The following is an 18,689-nucleotide window of genomic DNA, read 5'->3' on the forward strand; positions in this document are numbered from 1 at the left end:
GCGCAGCGAACAGGGAAAGGCGACGCCATCATAATGCGCTGTGGTCCTTGACCGCGTCTTCCAGCGCAGGCTTGAGCGTCAGAAACCGTGCATCAACGGCGGCGGGATCCTGGCGGTTCAGCGCGATCATCTGCGCGCGTGTCTCGCCGCCGCGGATGACTTCGAAAGCGTCGGTCTCGATACCCTCGACGATGGCCTCGGCCACGGCGGAAGCCGGCTCACGCGAGAATCCCAGTTCCGGGCCGGCGCGGTTGGACTGCATCATGGGCGTATCGGTCCCGCCCGGATAGGCGGTCAACACATGAATGCCTTCGCCTTTAAGCTCGCGCCGAAGGGCCTCGCCGAAATGCGCCAAGCCCGCTTTCACCGCTGCGTAAGTCGTGTAGAACGGCGCGCCCACCAGCGCAATGCCAGACGTAATGTTCACGACCACGGCGTTGCCGCTGGCCCGCAAGGCGGGGATCGCGGCGCGGGTCAGCAAGATCGGCGCAAGCAGGTCCACGTTCACCATCTGCTCGATGTCGGCCTCTGCCGTATTTTCCAAGCGGCCGGCGCGCACGCCCCCGGCGTTGTTGATCAGGATGTCGAGGCCACCCAAGGCAGCCACGGCCTTGTCCAGCGTGACAAGCCGTCCTTCAGTCGTGCCCACATCGGCGCAAACCCCCGTGGCGGAATCCAGACCGCGCAGCGCGTCATCCAGCACGCTTTGCCGACGCCCCGTGATAACCACCCTGGCGCCGCGCGCCGTCAACGCATGGGCCAGCGCAAGGCCGATGCCGCTTGATCCGCCTGTGATCAGAACCCGCTTGTTCTTCAGATCCATCTCAGGCTCCTTGTGACGACGCGGGCGGGAAGTTCGACGGGAACAACGCCCGCTTGGTCTCGTCGTCGTTCACCGTTTTCCATTGGTGGCTCTTGGTCAGCGCCCGCGCACGCGCAACCGCCGGGCGCGCATCCACACTGGCGAACCAGCGCTTCAGTTCCGGAAACGGCGCCAGCGGGTCTTCGGCGCCCTTGCGCACGCGGGAAGCCCGGTCCAGCCAACCCCACGCCGAAATGTCCGCGATGGTGAAGCTGTTGCCAACAATGAACTCGCGCCCCTTCAGATGCTCGTCCAGCACCTGATAGTGCCGATCGGCTTCGCGGCGGTAACGGTTGACGGCGTAGTCCAGGCCATCGGGCGCGGCAAACTGAAAGTGCACCGCCTGGCCAGAGAACGGCCCCAGACCCGAGGCAATGAAGAGCAACCACGACAACAGCTCGGGCCGATCTTCAGGCGTGCCTGTTAGCTGGCCGGTCTTGTCGGCCAGGTAGATCAGGATGGCCGTCGAGTCAAACACGCGCGCTTCCTTGCCGCCGGGGCCGTCGGTGTCAACAATGGCCGGCACCTTGCCGTTCGGATTGATGGCCCGAAAGGCTGGCGTGTGCTGCTCGCCTTTGCTGGTGTCGACCGGCACGGCTTCGTACTCCAGCCCGGTCTCTTCCAAAAAGAGCGCGATCTTGGCGGGGTTGGGCGTCGGATGAAAGTAAAAACGGATCATGGCTGTTGTCTCGCTGTCGTGGTGGTCGATGGGACTGCTACCTTGCGCTTGGGACGGGCTGCCAGAAGCACGCCGCCGACGACGGCAAGAAGCGCAACGCCCTCTTCCCATGACGGCAACTCACCCAGGACGGGAATGGCGGTCAGCGCGGCAACCGCCGGAATCAAGGCAATAATGGCCGTCGCGGCGGACGGCCCCAGCAACGTGACAGATCGATTGAAGGACACGATGGCCACGCCGCTCATCAAGACGCCCTGATAGAACGCCTGCAAACCGATTTCACCGGGTGACGCCAAGTCAAGGCGGCTGAGTCCGGCAAACAGGTAGATCGGCAGAAACAACACGGCCGACCAGAAGCAAATCAACGCTGCCGCCTGCACCGGCGTCAACCTGCTGCGCCGAAACAGCAGCGTATACACGGCCCACATCGCCGCGGCCGTGATCAGCGCCAGGATGCCCACCGGGTTTGCAACGCCGTGCGCCGAGGCGCCGCCCGCGATCATGCAGACCAACCCGATGACGATGGCCAGATAGCCCAGCCAGCGGCCCCTGCCTGGTTGTTCTTTCAGAAAGAGCCACGCAAAAAGCCCGACAAAAACTGGCATCAATGTGGGCGCCACTGCCGCCGCCCGACCGGCGGACGTGAGCTGCAAGCCCAGGGCGACCGCCAGTACGAAGGGCATGCCCCACAGGCAGGCGTACAGCAGTCCTTCACCCCATTGTTTGGCGGACATGTGCCTTGCGCCGCGCAGCAGTACGGGAAAAAGAATCACAGCGCCGATACCGAACCGCAGCGCGGTGACATCCCACAAGCGCAGTTCCCGCGTCACGCTAAAGCGCGTCACCACAAACCAGCCCGCGAAAATCAGGACGCTAAGCGCCGCCCAGCAGAGTCCGTGAAGGGTTTGGCGAGAGGGTCGCGGGGAATGGGATATGGGAGCGGGTCCGATGGCGGCGTTCTGGGCGGGGTCGGCAAGTTGCGTCATGCGGTGGCCTTCCCCCTGGGGCAAGCGGGTTGACGAAGGCACTTGCGTTGCAGGCGCCGTGCGATGTCTGGCAATTTTATATCGACTGCTATAAAACATGCCAGCATTGATTTTCCCAGAGCGCCGATGAACGGCTAATGCGATGCCGCCGCATCAACAAAGGCAGACAGATCACGATTGAAGCGCTGCGCCTCTTCGATAAAGGGCGAGTGCCCCGCTTCTGGGTAGAACTTGCCGATGGCGTCGGGGTTCAGGGCCTTGGCCCGATTGAAGGACGGTTCGGCTTGAACCAAGGCGTCACGCGCACCGTAAATCAGCAACAGCGGCTTGTGCATGGCGCCCAAGCCCTTGGGCGCATTCAACGACATGCCATGCACGGCGTTCTGCATGGCCTGTGAGGCCATGGCCGCATTCGCCAACAAACGCTGGAACGTCTGCGCGTCGGGCAGCTTGGCAAAGCACAGCGCCACGAACTCACGCTCGGCATCCAGATGCGTCTTGAGATCCGGCGATGCCATCCCGCTGTACACCTGCGGATGCGAAACGATTTGCTCGGGCTTCAGCTCGATGACACCACCCACGTACACAGCGCCGGCGATTTTCTCGTCACCATAGGCAGCCAAGTAATTAGTGGCCACGGCAGCGCCCAGCGACCATCCCACCAAGACAGGCCGCCGGGCTCCTGACCCAGCAATCACCGCTGCCAGATCATCTGCCCAACGGCGTCCATCACGGTAGGCATCGGCGCGCTCCGGTTGACCGGACATACCATGCCCGCGCATATCAAAGGTAATCAGCCGATAGCGCTGTAACTCAGGGCTGTTGACCTGCTTGTCCCAACTCAGATGGCTGCCAAGCAAGCCGTGAATGAAGATAATGGGCTGGCCGTTCGGGTCACCGGCCTCTTGCACCGCGATGCGCACCCCATCAGGCGCCGTCACGGTGTACGGTTCCACGGCGGCATGCGCCAGCGCGGCCACAGCCATCAAGGCAACCGCGGCAAAGCCCTTGCGCCATTGGCTGAAGAGGTTGAAAAACATCATGTTGAAGCTCCTTCGAATAGAAAGAGCCCAGGCTAAAGCCTGACATTAGTGTCACAGTCAAGCGCGGATGATAAGGTTCGATCCATGAAGAAGACTGAGTCCATCACCCTGCTGAAGATCGGCGCTTTGGCGCAAGCAACCGGCGTCAGCGTGCGCTCGATTCGTCACTACGATCAGCATGGCCTGCTTGCGTCAACGCGTGCTCAGAATGGCTACCGCGCCTTCGAGGCAGTGGCCGTCACACAGGTCAAGCAGATCCAACGATTGATCGCCACCGGCTTCAGCTTGGAAGAAATCCGCAGCTTTCCGGATTGCATGTTGCTGATCGAAGGGGCGAAGGCATGCACGGATATGACGGATGCGAAGCGTAAGCGGCTGGCGATACTGGAGAAGCAGATAGCGGCGCTGGAAAAGCAGCGCCAGCGGTTGCGAGGCATGCTGATTGAGGGGGGTGGGCAGGAGTGAGTCGCCCTGGATTATGCGGAGGCCTGCACTTACCCGATTCGCCTAGCTTTTGCCTGGAACAATAAGCACGCCCAGCCGCCCCGCAAGATCCAACAACGCGTCGTACGCCCCGACATCGTCCATCAAGCTGCGCGACTCACCATCCGGGCGCAGAGTTCCGTCGGCGATTCGATCCCCAAACAGAACCACGGCCCGAGCGGAGTCATCTTGTCGAGAAATCCAAGATAAACCCTGCACCCGTGGATGCTTCTCATGAAGTTTTTTCCCCCATTGGCGGGTGACTGGGTACTGGTCTTTTTCCGTATCGATAAGCTGCCTACGGGTCACGCCTAGTTTGCGCAACGGTACGCTAGCCAAATCGACGAGCTGCAGGTCCTGGGTGACTTCAACACATGAGTGAACCTGACCTTCCAGTTTGCGCTTATCCAGACTTTTGAAACCCGGCGCGTGCGGAACATCGTGGAATACCGTCTCCATCATGGCGCAGTCCATGGTCGCACCACCGTAGAGCGTCGGAATCGGTGCGCCTTGGGCATCCCGAATAGGACTGAAGCGCGCGTTCCCCTGAGTGCCAGGGTTGAACTGGTCCGCCCGGTATTTCCCCTGGTGAACGCGGTGCAGGATAGTTCCAGCCTCTAGCGTTTTTATGGTCGCGTGAAGGACTTCAGGAGGTATCGGCGTGGCGTTGCCGGGGTGAGCTTCCATCGACAGCGACACCGAATCGGCAGAACGGCTACGGCGGTTAGCCATGTGCGACCTCTTGCACCTCATCGCGAGCGGCCTCGATCACCTGATCCGGCAAAGCAGCCAGCAAGTCCTGCGGCCGCTTGCCTGACAGGAAGCTATTGGCGGACAGGAACCAATAGGCCATGCCCCAAGCATCCTTGTGCCCGTCAAATTCCTTAATGATCCCGGCCAGCGCTTTCAATGGACGGAAGCTGGCCTCCCGATCCAGACCATAGGCTGGGAAGTAGTCAACGCCGTTGTGATGAATGGCAAATATCTGCCCCTGCTTCTTCCACTTGTTTGGCTGCGCGCTAGGGTTGACGGTGCTCAGGCCTGCCAACTGGGCCACTTCGGCTGCTGTGAGCCAGTCTCCACTTTCGAGAACAGCCATGCGAGCCCGAGCCAGCATCATCGCTTCCTTGAGAAGCTGGGGCGAGGCGGGCTTGCGGGGCACAAGGGCATCAACCAAGCGCTCGACGAGCTCCCGATCCTGCCGTTTAAGGAAAAGCTCAAGCATCGATTCCGCGACGCTGGACATGTTCCGGGCAACAGTGGAAAGCGAGGCGTTGTCGACATGTTCGAATGCAAGCACCACCACCTGATTGGCGTGGGATTTTCGGAGGTAGTCCTGTGCTTGCTTCGGGGTACCCACAAGGGTGGAGACCCCAGGATGGTCTTGTACGACGCCCATGGCTGAGCTCCGTCAGAGTTATAACAATTATGTCACCATAACATATCTTCTATAACTTAAATGGCGACGAAAACCTTCAGTTGCTGGCTGCCATAGTCGTATGAGAGAAAATCAAGGACACCGCTACAGGTCACGCCCAACCACTTGGCAAGCGGTTTGCCTACCCCTGTGAAGTTCATCCATTGGCTTCTTGCCCCACGGCGGTCGGCACGTCGGTCGCCGGATGGCGAGCCAGTTCGATGAAGGCCCGCACGTAGTCAATCGCGCTGTCCGCCTCGCGCGCCCCAAGAAAAATCTGCTTGGCGATACCGCGCACGCCCAGCCGCACCGGCACCACATCCATCCGAGCCGCGTATTCCTCGACCAGCCAGCGCGGCAGAGCGGCCACACCGCGTCCGCTGGCCACCATCTGCACCATGATGTCGGTGGTTTCGATGGCTTTATGGCGCTTGGGCGTGACACCGGCCGGCAGCAGGAACTGGTTGTAGATGTCCAGGCGCTCGATGTCCACGGGGTAGCTGATCAGCACTTCCTGGTTAAGCTGTTGCGGCTTGACGTACGCAGCCGTTGCCAGGGGATGGCCCTTGGGCACGACCAGCACCTGCTCGTAGTCGAACACGGGCTCAAACTTCAGGCCTGGCTTGAACAGCGGGTCGGGCGTCACCAGCAGGTCGATCTCGTAGCCAAAAAGCGCGCCGATCCCGCCAAACTGGAACTTCTGTTTGACGTCCACATCCACGTCGGGCCAGGCCGCCAGATACGGTGAAACCACCTTCAGCAACCACTGATAGCAAGGGTGGCATTCCATGCCGATGCGCAGCGCGCCGCGTTCGCCCTGCGCGAACTGGCCCAGCCGCTCTTCGGCCAGGTCCAGTTGCGGCAGCACGCGGTTCGCCACCGCCAACAGGTATTGGCCGGCCTGCGTCAAGCGCAGGCTTCGACCTTCGCGCAGCCAGACGTCGGTGCCCAGTTGCACCTCCAGCTTCTTCATGCTGTGGCTCAGGGCCGACTGGGTCAGGTTCAACACGCCCGCGGCGGCCGTCAACGACCCTTGCCTTTCGACCTGCTGGACGATGCTGAGATGGATGCGCTCAAGCATTCAGATGATTCCTGCTCATGGATTAGTGAAATAAAACCATTTTACTTCATGATTGCCGTCATCTAGCATGCGGTTCCAGCTTGATGCTGCAACTGCACAAAGACAGATGCCGCGCCGGGTAGATCCATTCATGTGAAGCAAAGATGACACGTCCACTCCGTCTAGTCGCAGTTTCCGGCGGACTGCAACGCCCCTCCAAATCAGCGGCCCTGGCAGAACACCTGCTGGATCTGATCGCCGACGATATCCCCTGCGAACAGCACCTGGTTGAACTGGGTGAACTCGCCCCGCAACTGGCTGGCGCCGTCTGGCGCTCGCAATTGCCCGACAAGGTGGAGCGCGAGCTTGGCATGGTCGAACAAGCGGACATCCTGGTGGTGACAACCCCGGTCTACCGTGGCTCGTACACGGGGCTGTTCAAGCACTTCTTCGACTTCATTCATCAGGACGCCCTGGTCGACAAGCCCGTCTTGTTGGCGGCCACCGGCGGCAGCGAACGCCATGCCCTGATCATCGACCATCAGTTGCGGCCCCTCTTCAGCTTCTTTCAGGCACGCACCTTGCCGCTGGGCGTCTACGCCACCGACAAGGATTTTGCCGACTACCGCGTGCAGGACATGGCCCTGATCGAACGGGCCAGGCTGGCGGTCCAGCGCGCACTGCCCTTGATCGAATTGATGCGCCATCCACGCACCGCCGCCGCACAAGAAGCGGTAGCAGCCTGACGCAAAGCCAAATCAAGCGCCGCCCGCAGCGGCAATAGCGTCCGTCGCCAAGCGGCCGCCGGACTCCGCATTTCTTTCGCAAAAATCAGCACACCCCATCACCATGAGCAACGCGTTCACATTCAACATCAAGAGCATTCCTTTTGATGAAAATTACCAGCCTTCCGACAGCACGCGAATCACGACCAACTTCGCCAATCTGGCGCGGGGCACGAGTCGCCAGCAGAATCTGCGCAACACGCTGAAGATGATCGACCGGCGTTTCAATAGCCTGGCGCATTGGGACAACCCCAGGGGAGATCGCTACACGGTCGAACTCGAAATCATCTCCGTTGAAATGAACATCGCGGCCAACAGCGGCAGTGATGCGTTTCCGCTGATTGAAATCTTGAAGACCAATATCGTTGACCACCACAACAACGAACGCATCGAAGGGATCGTCGGGAACAACTTCTCTTCGTACGTGCGCGACTACGACTTCAGCGTGCTTTTGCAAGAGCACAACAAAAACAAATCCAGCTTCAGCTCGCCTGACGGTTTCGGCGACTTGCACGGCAAGCTGTTCAAGCACTTTGTCGGTTCCAGCGCTTACCAAGAGCGGTTCAGCAAGCCGCCGGTCATCTGCATCAGCGCCTCAAGCAGCAAGACATACCTGCGCACTGAAAATCAGCACCCCATCCTGGGCGTTGAATATCAGCAAAACGAATTCTCGCCGACGGACCAATACTTCGAAAAAATGGGCTTGCAGGTCCGCTACTTCATGCCCCCGGGCAGCGCCGCGCCGTTGGCCTTTTACTTTCAGGGCGACCTGCTTGGCCACTACACGAACCTTGAGCTGATCAGCATCATCAGCACGATGGAAACGTTCCAGAAAATCTACCGTCCCGAGATCTACAACGCCAATTCCGCCGCGGGCAAGGTCTATCAACCGAGCCTGAAGAATCAGGATTACTCGTTGACGCAGATTGTCTATGACCGCGATGAGCGCAGCCAGCTCGCCGTGAAGCAAGGAAAGTTCACGGAAGAGCACTTCATCAAGCCCTACAAGCACGTGCTGGAAAGCTGGGCCGCCAACTACGCGCACTAATCACTCAAAAAACACACGAGACCACCTGATCATGAAAAAACTACTGCCCACCTCCACCGCCGGCAGCCTGCCCAAGCCTTCGTGGCTGGCACAGCCTGAAAAACTCTGGTCGCCTTGGAAACTGCAAGACGACGAGCTGATCGAGGGCAAACAAGACGCCTTGCGCCTGGCGCTGCAAGAACAACAGCACGCGGGCATTGATATCGTCAGCGACGGCGAGCAAACCCGTCAGCACTTTGTCACGACGTTCATCGAACATCTGGACGGCGTTGATTTCGAAAAGCGCGAAACCGTTCGCATCCGTGATCGCTATGACGCGAGCGTGCCGACCGTCGTGGACGCCGTCAGCCGTCAAAAGCCGGTGTTCGTTGAAGACGCCAAATTCCTGCGTCAGCAAACCAAGCAACCCATCAAATGGGCGCTGCCAGGCCCCATGACGATGATCGACACGCTGTACGACGCCCACTACAAGAGCCGCGAAAAACTGGCCTGGGAATTCGCCAAGATCCTCAACCAGGAAGCCCGCGAATTGGAAGCCGCGGGCGTGGACATCATCCAATTCGATGAACCGGCGTTCAACGTGTTCTTCGACGAGGTCAACGACTGGGGCATCGCCACGCTGGAACGCGCCATCGAAGGCCTTAAATGCGAAACCGCCGTGCATATCTGCTACGGCTACGGCATCAAGGCAAACACCGACTGGAAGAAGACGCTGGGTTCCGAGTGGCGTCAGTACGAGGAATCGTTCCCCAAGCTGCAGAAGTCCAGTATCGACATCATCTCGCTGGAATGCCACAACTCGCACGTGCCGATCGATCTGCTCGAATTGGTACGCGGCAAGAAGGTGATGGTCGGCGCCATCGACGTGGCGAGCGACAAGGTTGAAACGCCGGAAGAAGTGGCCAATACGCTGAGAAAGGCGCTGAAGTTTGTGGATGCCGACAAGCTGTATCCGTGCACGAACTGCGGCATGGCGCCGTTGTCGCGGGCTATTGCGAAGGGCAAGCTGCTAGCTTTGAGCGAAGGCGCGGAAATCGTTCGCAAGGAACTGCTGGGCTGATGCGCGATGGTGTCAGACTGCAATTTTTCGCTGGCATCGGCGAAATTGCAGTCTGACTCCTTATTTTATTTCCTTATTTCCTACTGCTCCTTCAGCCCCAACGACTTGATCAATGGAGCGAACAATTTCTTCTCCTCCTGCACACGTGCGGCATACTCGGCCACGCTCAGCGGTAGCGCCTCGGCGCCGGCGTCCAGGAACCGCGCCTTGATCTCCGGCCGTGCCAGCACCTTGTTGATTTCGCCGTTCATGCGATCAACCACATCATCGCGGGTGCTGGCGGCGGCATACACGCCGAACAGGCTGTCCGCGAAAACGCCGTCAATGCCGGCCTCAGAAAAGGTTCGTATGTCTGGCGCCACGGCGGCCCGTTGCCGGCTTGCCACCGCCAGCACCTTCAGCTTGCCCGCTTGCACCATGGGAAAGACCGTGGCCGGTCCAAAAGCAAAGTCGATCTGGCCCGCGGCCAGGTCTTGTATCGCCGGCGCCACGCCGCGATAAGGCGCATGGGTGGCCTGCATGCCGGTAGCCTGCTTGAGCAGCTCGCCAGCCAGATGCGGCGTCGTGCCGTTGCCGGCCGAACCGTAGTTAAGCGGATTGGGCTGCTTGCGCGCGTATTCGACGAACGCTTCAAGCGTATCGACGCCCAGCGAGGACCGGACGAACAGGAACAACTGGCTGTTGGCCAACAAGGCGACCGGCCGCAAGTCACGCTGCGGATCGAACGGCATGTTGGTGAACATCAGTGGGTTGACCGATTCAGTCGTCGATGGATTGAGCAAGAAGGTATGGTTGTCTCGGCCGTTGCGCGCGACCTCGGCGCCCGCCACGTTGCCGCCCGCGCCGCCGCGATTCTCCACGATAACGGTCTGCTTCAAGGCCTCGGCCAAATGCGGCTGTACCGTGCGCGCCAGCACGTCGACCAGCCCGCCAGGGGCCAGCCCCACGACCAGGCGCACCGGCTTGTTGGGCCAAGCCTGAGGCGGCGTTTGCGCTTGACTGCCCGTCGCCCAGCCAGTCAGCGCCAGCAGCATCATGGCCAGGCAATGTCTACGCAACGGCATGCGATTCTCCTTATGGGCCGCCACCGCGCGATCCTGCGTACGGTGCGTCAGGTGCCGCACCCCGGTGAACCGCCTTGATGCCTCATCACGGCGGTGCCCTGCATCTGCCGCTCATTCTTCACAAAAGTTTAAGCATAAAGAATCCCGGATAACCCTAGTTTGCCGGGGAGGAGCAAGCGCGGCTTGTCTAGACCGCTTTAGGCCGAACAAAAATTGTGTCTGATGATGAAGATCGGCTTTGCAGTCGTGTGGCGCGGGCCAACGGGCCCACTCCAGAAACGCTTAAGACGTGAAGCCGCCGTCGACCAGGATGTCGGCGCCCGTGACATAGGAGGCCTGTGGACTGGCGAGAAACGCCACGACGCTGGCGATTTCATTCGGCTTACCGTAACGGCCCACCGCGATACCGGGGATGAGCAACTTGGCCCACTCGCTATCGACCGGATTCATGTCCGTGTCTACGGGCCCGGGGTGCACGGCGTTGACGGTGATACCACGCGAGCCCAGGTCGTATGCCAAGCTGCGGTTGAAGCCAGTGATGGCTCCCTTTGTCAGTCCGTACACCGAGAGACCGGGCACACCGGCATACTTCGTGGCCGAACTACCGATGTGCACGATTCGGCCACCTTCCTTCATGTGGCGTACGGCTTCCTGCGTGGCAACGAACACGCCCGTGACGTTGACCGCGAGCATCGACTGATAGTCCTCGAACGTAATCTGGTCTATCGGAAGCGCCGACGCGATTCCGGCGTTATTCACCAGAATGTCCAGACCACCAAATGTCTCGACCGTCTTGGTGATGGCCGCGCGCACGGCGTCCGGGTCCGCAGCGTCGGCTACGATGGCCAGCGCGCGGCCACCGGCTGACTCGATGTCGGCGATTGTTTGCTTGGCCGAGTCAGGCGAGCCGCGGTAGGTGAAGGCGACTTGGGCACCGTCGGCAGCGAGTTGCTTGCTGATGGCCGCCCCGATGGAGCGCGAACCACCAGTGACGAAAGCCGTCTTGCCTAGCAGCGGAAGCGATTGGGTAGAAGTTGTGTCGTTCATAGGTCACTCCGTTTAAATGCCGAGAATTCGGTGGAGTGACTTTCGCGCTTTTATTGCCGATTGATTAGTATCAAATGACTTGGATCATCTTCAAGCAATTATTTAATATCCGCCTGGAGGTTGGTCTATGTGATCAGAACCGGAAGCCCGGTCAAGCGGCGACGGTCCATGTCGTCATGTGCACGCGTAATCTCATCGAACCGATAGCGAGCGGTTTCTAGGTCGTCGAAAATGCCGGAACGCACTGCGGCCCATAGCTCGTTGGTCGCAATCCCAACCGCCTGACCACGCACATATTGAGGGGCACCGCCACTTCGAACTGCGATGGCTCGTCGAGCGAAATCTGGTCGGTTTATCGATGCTTGGCCCGACGCATAGCCGATAGCTGCTATGACACCGCCGTCCCGGACACTTGCAGCGCCCAGATCAAACATCGCCTGCCCTACAAAATCGTAAACCACATCCACCCCATCCGGGGCGATCGCGCGGATGTTCGCCGCGATGTCGGGATCTTGTGAGTGAAACGCGTAAGTGCTGCCAGCGCTTACCTTGGAAAGCTTGTTCGGAGACCCAGCGATACCAATGACCGTCGCGCCGAGCGATTTTGCCCAACGGGAAAGAATTGAGCCCACGCTTCCTGATGCGCCGAGCACCAGCGCCACATCAGTCGGTTTGAGATCGTATAGCCCACGAAGACCCATCCAGGCCGTTCCGCCCTTGGCCAAGAAAGTCGCTGCGACCTCATTGGTGATGTCGCCAGGCAGGCGAACCAACGGTGCCGTTGAAATCACCCTCTCGGTAGCGTATGCACCCTCGGCGAAGAAGTAGGCGACACGGTCGCCGACCAAGAGCCCACTGACGTCGGGTCCTATCGCGGTGACTATCCCCGCTGCTTCAAAACCAGGGACCGCCGGCATCGTCATCGGATACTGACCCCTCCGTATCATGGCATCGACAAAATTGAGACCAATCGCGTCTTGGGTGATCTGAACCTCCCCAGCACCTAGCGCCCGCAGGTCACTGTGGATGATCTGCAGGACGGCCGGACCGCCGAGGGACTGCATCTGAATAATTTTCGGCACGGCATCTTCTCCTGTTCCAAGAGCGGCGCAGAACGCCCTTTACCTCCGATGGGTACGTCATATCGACGTCGATGAATATTCAACGGCGATCCGTAACGATCGTGGGCCATTCTGGGTAGCGGCGGCCAATCACCTCCAGTTCCCGAGTCAGCCAATCGATATATTCCTCTTTTGTCGCCGTAAATCCATCGGGCACAGGTTTTCCAAAACCCGGCAGGTCGGGTGCAATCACGTCCTGCCTTTTGATTTGTGAGAGAAGGCGGTTCCAGAGTCGATGGGTGTCGGGAACGCCGTGGACGAGTACCGCTGGCATGCTGCATCTCCGGCTTCGTTAGTGGTCGTGAATGACTCACCCGCACTGTCGCCCACTTATTTCCTCTTGATTAGTGCCATATGACTTGAATCATCTTCAAGCACCCATTTAATATCCACGAATGGAGACCTTGGCCAACTTGGAGTCGTTCGTGCGCAGTGCTGAAAGCGGAAGTTTTTCGGCTGCGGCGCGGCGGTTGGCGCTAAGTCCAGCAGCAGTAAGCCGGAACGTGGCCATGCTGGAGCGCAACCTAAAAGTACGGCTGTTCCATCGTTCAACCCGCAAGCTGACGCTGACCGAGGCGGGTGAGGCATTCCTGAGCGCGATCGGCGGCAATCTGGAGTCTTTGCAAAACGCCATTGCGTCGGTATCAGCAGACGACGGACAGCCTGCGGGTGTGCTCAAGATCAGCCTGCCGCCAACCGTCGGGATGAGCCACATTCTGCCGCTACTGCCGGACTTCTTGCAGCGCTACCCTCGCATCAAGCCCGAGTGGCATTTCGAGAACCGCGCGGTGGACCTGATCGCCGAAGGCTATGACGCCGCTATTGGTGGTGGCTTCGAGCTCGCACCCGGCATGATCGCCCGGACATTGGCACCAGCGCACATCATCGCCGTCGCATCTCCTGCCTATCTGGCCCGACGCACGGCACCTGCTGACCCATCCGGGCTGATTGAGCTGGATGGAATCGTCATGCGTTCACTCAAGTCGGGCCGCATCCGTACCTGGGACATGCGCAACGCGCAAGGCGATCAGGTTGCCGCATTGATGCGCGAAACTTTAGTGGTCAACGACCCTACCGCGCTGAGGGAGGCGGTGCAGCTAGGCTTGGGTGTCGCCATGCTGGCCGTCCCTGATGTTCTAGCAGGATTGGAGTCGGGGAAGCTTGTGCGAGTTTTACCGCGCTGGTGGGCCGATGCGGGCGCAATCTCGCTCTACTATGCGAGTCGCGACCTGCTCCCGGGCAAGACGCGAGTCTTCATCGACTTCGTGATCGAGGCATTCAAACGTCAAGACTATGCACGGCGTTTTGCCGGTAGCTTGGGATAAGAACGTATGAATGCCTCGCCGATAACTGGCGATAGTTCCCGAAGGACCTCAAATCACTCCCACTCAATCGTCGCCGGCGGCTTGCTCGACACGTCATAAACCACGCGGTTAATCCCGCGCACTTCATTAATGATCCGTGAAGAAACGCGAGCCAGCAGCGGGTGCGGCAGCGGCGCCCAGTCGGCCGTCATGAAGTCAAACGTCTGGACCGCACGCAGCGCCACAACGTACTCATAAGTCCGCCCGTCGCCCATCACGCCCACCGACTTCACCGGCAGGAACACGGCAAACGCTTGCGACGTCAGCTCATACCAGGTCAAGCCACTAGCTTCATCCTTGGTGTTCCGCAGTTCTTCAATAAAGATCGCGTCCGCACGGCGCAGCAGTTCAGCATATTCATGCTTCACTTCGCCCAGAATCCGAACTCCCAAACCCGGACCCGGGAACGGGTGGCGGTACACCATCTGCGGCGGCAAACCCAAGGCCACGCCCAGTTCGCGGACTTCGTCCTTGAACAGTTCGCGCAGGGGTTCCAGCAGTTGCAGGTTCAGCGTATCGGGCAAACCGCCCACGTTGTGGTGCGACTTGATCGACGTGGCCTTGCCCGTCTTGGCGCCAGCGGATTCGATGACGTCGGGGTAGATCGTGCCCTGGGCCAGCCACTTGGCGCTTTGCTGCTTGCCGGCTTGTTCCTGGAACACTTCGACGAATTCGCGGCCGATGATCTTACGCTTGGCTTCGGGGTCCGCAACGCCAGACAGCTTGCCCATGAATTGGGCGGTGGCGTCGACGTGAATGATCTTCACGCCCATGTTTTCGGCGAAGGTCTGCATGACCTGCTTGCCTTCGTCCAGGCGCAACAGGCCGTGGTCGACGAACACGCAGGTGAGCTGGTCGCCGATGGCCTTGTGGATCAGCGCGGCGGCCACCGAGGAGTCCACGCCGCCGGACAGGCCCAGGATGACTTCGTCGGTGCCGACTTGCTCGCGGATGCGGGCGACGGCTTCGGCGACGTAGTCGGGCATGTTCCAGTCGCCCTGGCATTCGCAGATCTCGTTCACGAAGCGGGCCAGCATGGCCTTGCCTTGGACGGTGTGCGTGACTTCGGGGTGGAATTGAACGGCGTAGAAGCGGCGTTCTTCGTCGGCCATGCCGGCGATGGGGCACGACGGCGTGGATGCCATCAGCTTGAAGCCCGGGGGCAGCTCGGTGACCTTGTCGCCGTGGCTCATCCAGACCTTCAGCATGCCGTGGCCTTCGGGCGTGGTGAAGTCGTCCAGGCCTTCCAGCAGCTTGGTGTGGCCGTGGGCGCGGACTTCGGCGTAGCCGAACTCGCGGTGGTCGGAAAAGCTGACCACGCCGCCCAGTTGCTGCGCCATGGATTGCATGCCGTAGCAGATGCCCAGCACCGGCACGCCCAGTTCGAACACGGCGTGCGGCACGCGCATCGAGCCTTCTTCGTAGGCCGAGGCGTGGCTGCCGGACAGGATGATGCCCTTCAAGCCTTGCGCCATCTGCTCGCGCACGAAGGCGTCGTCGACGTCGCCGGGATGCACTTCGGAATAGACGCCGGCTTCGCGGACGCGGCGGGCGATCAGTTGGGTGACTTGCGAACCGTAGTCAAGAATGAGGATGCGCTGGTGCATTGAGCTCTACCGATTAAATAAAACCGCACCGGCAGAACCGCTGTTGTTAATGCGATTCTGCCGGTGCGTGATGCATGACATTGTAGTTGACTGTACGGATCAGTCGGCGCGGTAGTTGGGCGCTTCCTTGGTGATCTGCACGTCGTGTACGTGGGATTCGCGCACGCCGGCGGAGGTGATCTCCACGAATTCGGCCTTGGTGCGCATGTCGTCAATGGTGGCGGCGCCGCAGTAGCCCATCGAGGCGCGAATGCCACCAACCAATTGGTAAATGATGGCCAGCACGCTGCCCTTGTAGGGAACGCGGCCTTCGATGCCTTCGGGGACCAGCTTGTCGGCGTTGTTGGACGGGTCCTGGAAGTAGCGGTCGGCCGAGCCGTCCGTCATGGCGCCCAGGCTGCCCATGCCGCGGTACGACTTGTACGAACGGCCTTGGAACAACACGACTTCGCCCGGGGCTTCTTCCGTGCCGGCGAACATGCCGCCCATCATGCACGCGAACGCGCCAGCGGCCAGCGCCTTGGCAACGTCGCCCGAATAGCGGATGCCGCCGTCGGCGATCAGCGGAACGCCCGTGCCTTCCAGCGCCTTGGCGACTTCGGAAATGGCATGGATCTGCGGCACGCCCACACCGGCGACGATGCGCGTGGTGCAGATGGAACCGGGGCCGATACCGACCTTGACGCCGTCGGCACCGTACTCGACCAGTGCGCGCGCGGCGGCGGCGGTGGCGATGTTGCCGCCAATGACTTCAACCTTGGGGTAGTTCTGCTTGACCCAGCGCACGCCTTCCAGCACGCCCTTGGAGTGGCCGTGCGCGGTGTCGACGATCAGGACGTCAACGCCGGCGGCAACCAGCTTTTCCACGCGCTCTTCAGTGCCCGCGCCCACGCCCACGGCCGCGCCCACGCGCAACTGGCCTTGGCCGTCTTTGCTGGCCATCGGGTGTTCGGTGTTCTTGACGATGTCTTTGACGGTGGCCAGGCCACGCAGCTCAAAGCCGTCGTTCACGATCAGCACGCGCTCAAGGCGGTGCTTGTGCATCAGGGATTGCGCTTCGTCCAGCGTGGCGCCTTCCTTCATGGTGACCAGGCGTTCCTGCGGCGTCATGATGTTGCGCAGGGGCTGATCCAGGTTTTCTTCAAAACGCAGATCGCGGTTGGTCACGATGCCGACCAGCTTGCGGCCTTCAACCACCGGCAGACCCGAAATGCCATGCTGGCGCTGCAACGCAATGGCGTCGCGCACTTTCATTTGGGGGGTGACGGTGACCGGATCGATCACGATGCCGAATTCGTGGCGCTTCACGCGAGCCACTTCACGGGCTTGGGCATCAGCGGACAAATTCTTGTGAATGATCCCGATGCCACCTTCTTGGGCCATGGCGATGGCCAGGCGAGCTTCGGTGACGGTGTCCATGGCGGCGGACACAAGCGGAATATTCAGGCTGATATTGCGGGTCAGGCGGGTGGCCAGGGAGGTGTCGCGCGGCAACACCTCGGAATACGCAGGCACCAACAACACATCGTCGAAGGTGAGCGCTTTTTGAACGAGACGCATGGGTAACTCCGGGCGCAAAGCAAGATTATACGCCGCCCGCTGATTTTTTCTAGGTGTCTACCCTAGGTTTTATGCGGGTTTTTTACATGACGGCGCAGCGCCGGCACCAAGAACGCCGGGGATCAGTGCCCGCGTTATAGCCCCGCATCGCGAAAGCCACAAGTATTTTTACCCGGGTGATATTGACAGCATATTTTCATCCGGGTAATAATTCGCAGCGCTTCGACATCCTCTTCTCGCCACCCTCTCCCCTGCCCCTTGGACCTTTATGCCATGAACCTGCCCGCCGCCAACATTGCCCCCACCAATACCTACACCGCCTTTGAAGGCCATCAAATTCTTGCCGCCGGGCCGCTTGCAGACGTAGCGCTGGCGGTCAAGCGCGCCATGGATTCAGGCGCCGCCCACACGATGCTGGTGTATCAGGACGGCACCGGTATCCAGACCGACCTGAACCTGGCGGGCACCGACGCGCAAATCATCGAACGCCACCGCCAACCCGTTGACGCGGCGAACCCCGGGTCGGCGCCATCGACCGAACCCGACGACTCCGCCGAACCACGCGAAGCAAGCCACCACAGCGCCCTGCACCCGCGCGGACGTGGCCGGCCCAAGTTGGGCGTGGTGCCACGCGAGGTGACGCTGTTGCCTCGGCATTGGGATTGGCTGGCCACACAACCAGGTGGCGCGTCGGTGGCGCTGCGCAAGCTGGTGGAACAGGCGCGCCGCGACAACGACACGCAGGACCAGCAGCGCCAACGTCAGGAAGCCGCGTACCGCTTCATGTCCAGCATGGCCGGGAATCTGCCCGGCTTCGAAGAAGCGACCCGGGCGCTGTACGCCAATGACCGAGAGCGATTTGCGCAATGCATCGCCGCGTGGCCGCAGGACGTCCGCGCTTATGCCACGCGCCTGGCGTGGCAGGCTGCATCCGACACGCAGGCGCGCCACTAAGCGCATTGCCGACCACAACGCCTGCGCGCGCCGTCCGCCCGCGCAAGGCTGGCCCTGCCCCAGGCAGCGCGATCAACAACCACTCACACATCGCCACACACAACCCGGCGCATTGCCGCTTTAATGAACCCGTGATGTCAACCGAAGGTGCGCCATGTCCATCTCCAAGAACTTCCTGCTGTACGACGGCGACTGCCCCTTCTGCTCGAACTACGTGCGGATGCTGCATCTGCAAAAGGCGGTAGGGCAGATCGACCTGCTCAATATGCGCGACCATCCCGACCTGGCCGTGGCCTACAAGGCGCAGGGCTATGACCTGAATCAGGGCATGCTGCTGCATCTGGATGGCCAGGATTACTGGGGCGCCGACTGCATCAATCGGCTGGCCATGCTTAGCACCGGCAACGATCTGTTCAACAGCCTGAACGCCGCCGTGTTCCGCAACCGCTGCCTGTCGACCGCGCTATACCCCTTCATGCGCACCGGCCGCAGCCTGGCTTTGACACTGCTGGGCAAGCGCAAGATGCAGTTGTAGGCTCGCGCAACGAA

The 18,689-nt window shown here is 60.6% G+C and carries 20 protein-coding genes; 7 read left to right on the top strand and 13 right to left on the bottom strand.

Going from position 1 to position 18,689, the window contains the following annotated elements; all coding sequences use genetic code 11:
- Nucleotides 1-28 precede the first annotated feature (28 nt).
- Genes WBR68_RS20950 through WBR68_RS20965 form a run of 4 tightly spaced genes read right to left on the bottom strand, consistent with a single transcriptional unit; the run spans nt 29 to nt 3,513 of the window.
- Entirely contained in the window at nt 29-823 is a 795-nt protein-coding gene (locus WBR68_RS20950; protein ID WP_230695151.1) for an SDR family NAD(P)-dependent oxidoreductase, read from the bottom strand.
- 1 nt (nt 824) lies between these two features.
- A complete protein-coding gene (locus WBR68_RS20955; protein ID WP_230695152.1) occupies nt 825-1,541 on the bottom strand; it encodes a glutathione S-transferase family protein in 717 nt (238 codons plus the stop codon).
- The gene (locus WBR68_RS20960) at nt 1,538-2,626 is read right to left on the bottom strand and encodes a DMT family transporter (protein WP_342490512.1); all 1,089 of its coding nucleotides are present in this window, start codon (nt 2,624-2,626) and stop codon (nt 1,538-1,540) included. The genes WBR68_RS20955 and WBR68_RS20960 overlap by 4 nt, the downstream gene beginning before the upstream one ends.
- A 35-nt stretch (nt 2,627-2,661) precedes the next feature.
- On the bottom strand, nt 2,662-3,513 hold the full coding sequence (locus WBR68_RS20965) for an alpha/beta fold hydrolase (RefSeq protein ID WP_230695184.1): 852 nt from the start codon (nt 3,511-3,513) through the stop codon (nt 2,662-2,664).
- Nucleotides 3,514-3,654: 141 nt separating this feature from the next.
- Between WBR68_RS20965 and WBR68_RS20970 the strand changes: the two genes are divergently transcribed.
- Nucleotides 3,655-4,035, top strand: coding sequence for a MerR family transcriptional regulator (locus tag WBR68_RS20970; RefSeq protein ID WP_127184827.1), 381 nt, complete (start codon nt 3,655-3,657; stop codon nt 4,033-4,035).
- Between the two features lie 42 nt (nt 4,036-4,077).
- Here the strand turns inward: WBR68_RS20970 and WBR68_RS20975 are convergent, their stop codons facing one another.
- From WBR68_RS20975 to WBR68_RS20985, 3 genes are all read right to left on the bottom strand, one after another.
- The gene (locus WBR68_RS20975; RefSeq protein ID WP_230695154.1) at nt 4,078-4,785 is read right to left on the bottom strand and encodes an RES family NAD+ phosphorylase; all 708 of its coding nucleotides are present in this window, start codon (nt 4,783-4,785) and stop codon (nt 4,078-4,080) included.
- Nucleotides 4,778-5,452 carry a hypothetical protein gene (locus tag WBR68_RS20980; protein WP_127184829.1) on the bottom strand — a complete coding sequence of 225 codons (675 nt, stop codon included), beginning with the start codon at nt 5,450-5,452 and terminating at the stop codon, nt 4,778-4,780. Before WBR68_RS20980 ends, WBR68_RS20975 begins: the two co-directional genes overlap by 8 nt.
- 175 nt (nt 5,453-5,627) lie before the next feature.
- The gene (locus tag WBR68_RS20985; protein ID WP_230695155.1) at nt 5,628-6,551 is read right to left on the bottom strand and encodes a LysR family transcriptional regulator; all 924 of its coding nucleotides are present in this window, start codon (nt 6,549-6,551) and stop codon (nt 5,628-5,630) included.
- Between the two features lie 143 nt (nt 6,552-6,694).
- On the opposite strand from WBR68_RS20985, the gene msuE reads away from it, so the two are divergent.
- The 3 genes from msuE to WBR68_RS21000 all read left to right on the top strand — a co-directional run bounded on the left by msuE (nt 6,695) and on the right by WBR68_RS21000 (nt 9,423).
- Nucleotides 6,695-7,276: an FMN reductase gene (gene msuE, locus WBR68_RS20990; RefSeq protein ID WP_230695156.1), complete on the top strand. Its 582-nt coding sequence runs from the start codon at nt 6,695-6,697 to the stop codon at nt 7,274-7,276.
- Nucleotides 7,277-7,379: 103 nt separating this feature from the next.
- Nucleotides 7,380-8,363: a DUF1852 domain-containing protein gene (locus tag WBR68_RS20995; RefSeq protein WP_050446725.1), complete on the top strand. Its 984-nt coding sequence runs from the start codon at nt 7,380-7,382 to the stop codon at nt 8,361-8,363.
- A 31-nt stretch (nt 8,364-8,394) separates the two neighbouring features.
- The gene (locus WBR68_RS21000) at nt 8,395-9,423 is read left to right on the top strand and encodes a methionine synthase (protein WP_050446726.1); all 1,029 of its coding nucleotides are present in this window, start codon (nt 8,395-8,397) and stop codon (nt 9,421-9,423) included.
- A gap of 80 nt (nt 9,424-9,503) precedes the next feature.
- Here WBR68_RS21000 and WBR68_RS21005 read toward each other — a convergent pair whose 3' ends face one another.
- The 4 genes from WBR68_RS21005 to WBR68_RS21020 form a co-directional block, all read right to left on the bottom strand.
- Nucleotides 9,504-10,487, bottom strand: a complete 984-nt coding sequence (locus WBR68_RS21005; protein ID WP_127184833.1) for a Bug family tripartite tricarboxylate transporter substrate binding protein — start codon at nt 10,485-10,487, stop codon at nt 9,504-9,506.
- A 282-nt stretch (nt 10,488-10,769) separates the two neighbouring features.
- Nucleotides 10,770-11,534 carry an SDR family NAD(P)-dependent oxidoreductase gene (locus WBR68_RS21010; RefSeq protein ID WP_230695157.1) on the bottom strand — a complete coding sequence of 255 codons (765 nt, stop codon included), beginning with the start codon at nt 11,532-11,534 and terminating at the stop codon, nt 10,770-10,772.
- A gap of 125 nt (nt 11,535-11,659) precedes the next feature.
- The gene (locus WBR68_RS21015) at nt 11,660-12,616 is read right to left on the bottom strand and encodes a zinc-binding dehydrogenase (protein ID WP_230695158.1); all 957 of its coding nucleotides are present in this window, start codon (nt 12,614-12,616) and stop codon (nt 11,660-11,662) included.
- A 79-nt stretch (nt 12,617-12,695) separates the two neighbouring features.
- The gene (locus WBR68_RS21020) at nt 12,696-12,929 is read right to left on the bottom strand and encodes an alpha/beta fold hydrolase (RefSeq protein WP_157055398.1); all 234 of its coding nucleotides are present in this window, start codon (nt 12,927-12,929) and stop codon (nt 12,696-12,698) included.
- A gap of 121 nt (nt 12,930-13,050) precedes the next feature.
- On the opposite strand from WBR68_RS21020, the gene WBR68_RS21025 reads away from it, so the two are divergent.
- Nucleotides 13,051-13,980: a LysR family transcriptional regulator gene (locus WBR68_RS21025; protein WP_230695159.1), complete on the top strand. Its 930-nt coding sequence runs from the start codon at nt 13,051-13,053 to the stop codon at nt 13,978-13,980.
- A 53-nt stretch (nt 13,981-14,033) separates the two neighbouring features.
- Here the strand turns inward: WBR68_RS21025 and guaA are convergent, their stop codons facing one another.
- Both guaA and guaB read right to left on the bottom strand, forming a co-directional pair.
- A complete protein-coding gene (gene guaA / locus WBR68_RS21030) occupies nt 14,034-15,626 on the bottom strand; it encodes a glutamine-hydrolyzing GMP synthase (RefSeq protein WP_230695160.1) in 1,593 nt (530 codons plus the stop codon).
- Nucleotides 15,627-15,725: 99 nt separating this feature from the next.
- Complete coding sequence (gene guaB / locus WBR68_RS21035) at nt 15,726-17,186, bottom strand: IMP dehydrogenase (RefSeq protein ID WP_050449705.1); 1,461 nt, start codon at nt 17,184-17,186, stop codon at nt 15,726-15,728.
- Between the two features lie 273 nt (nt 17,187-17,459).
- Here guaB and WBR68_RS21040 point away from each other — a divergent pair, with 273 nt between their 5' ends.
- Both WBR68_RS21040 and WBR68_RS21045 read left to right on the top strand, forming a co-directional pair.
- Nucleotides 17,460-18,140, top strand: a complete 681-nt coding sequence (locus tag WBR68_RS21040; RefSeq protein ID WP_127184838.1) for a DUF2239 family protein — start codon at nt 17,460-17,462, stop codon at nt 18,138-18,140.
- A 154-nt stretch (nt 18,141-18,294) separates the two neighbouring features.
- On the top strand, nt 18,295-18,675 hold the full coding sequence (locus tag WBR68_RS21045; protein ID WP_050449703.1) for a DCC1-like thiol-disulfide oxidoreductase family protein: 381 nt from the start codon (nt 18,295-18,297) through the stop codon (nt 18,673-18,675).
- The last annotated feature ends 14 nt before the right edge of the window (nt 18,676-18,689 follow it).

It is taken from the genome of Achromobacter sp. JD-1 (assembly GCF_038594925.1).
GTDB lineage: Bacteria > Pseudomonadota > Gammaproteobacteria > Burkholderiales > Burkholderiaceae_B > Achromobacter > Achromobacter spanius_C.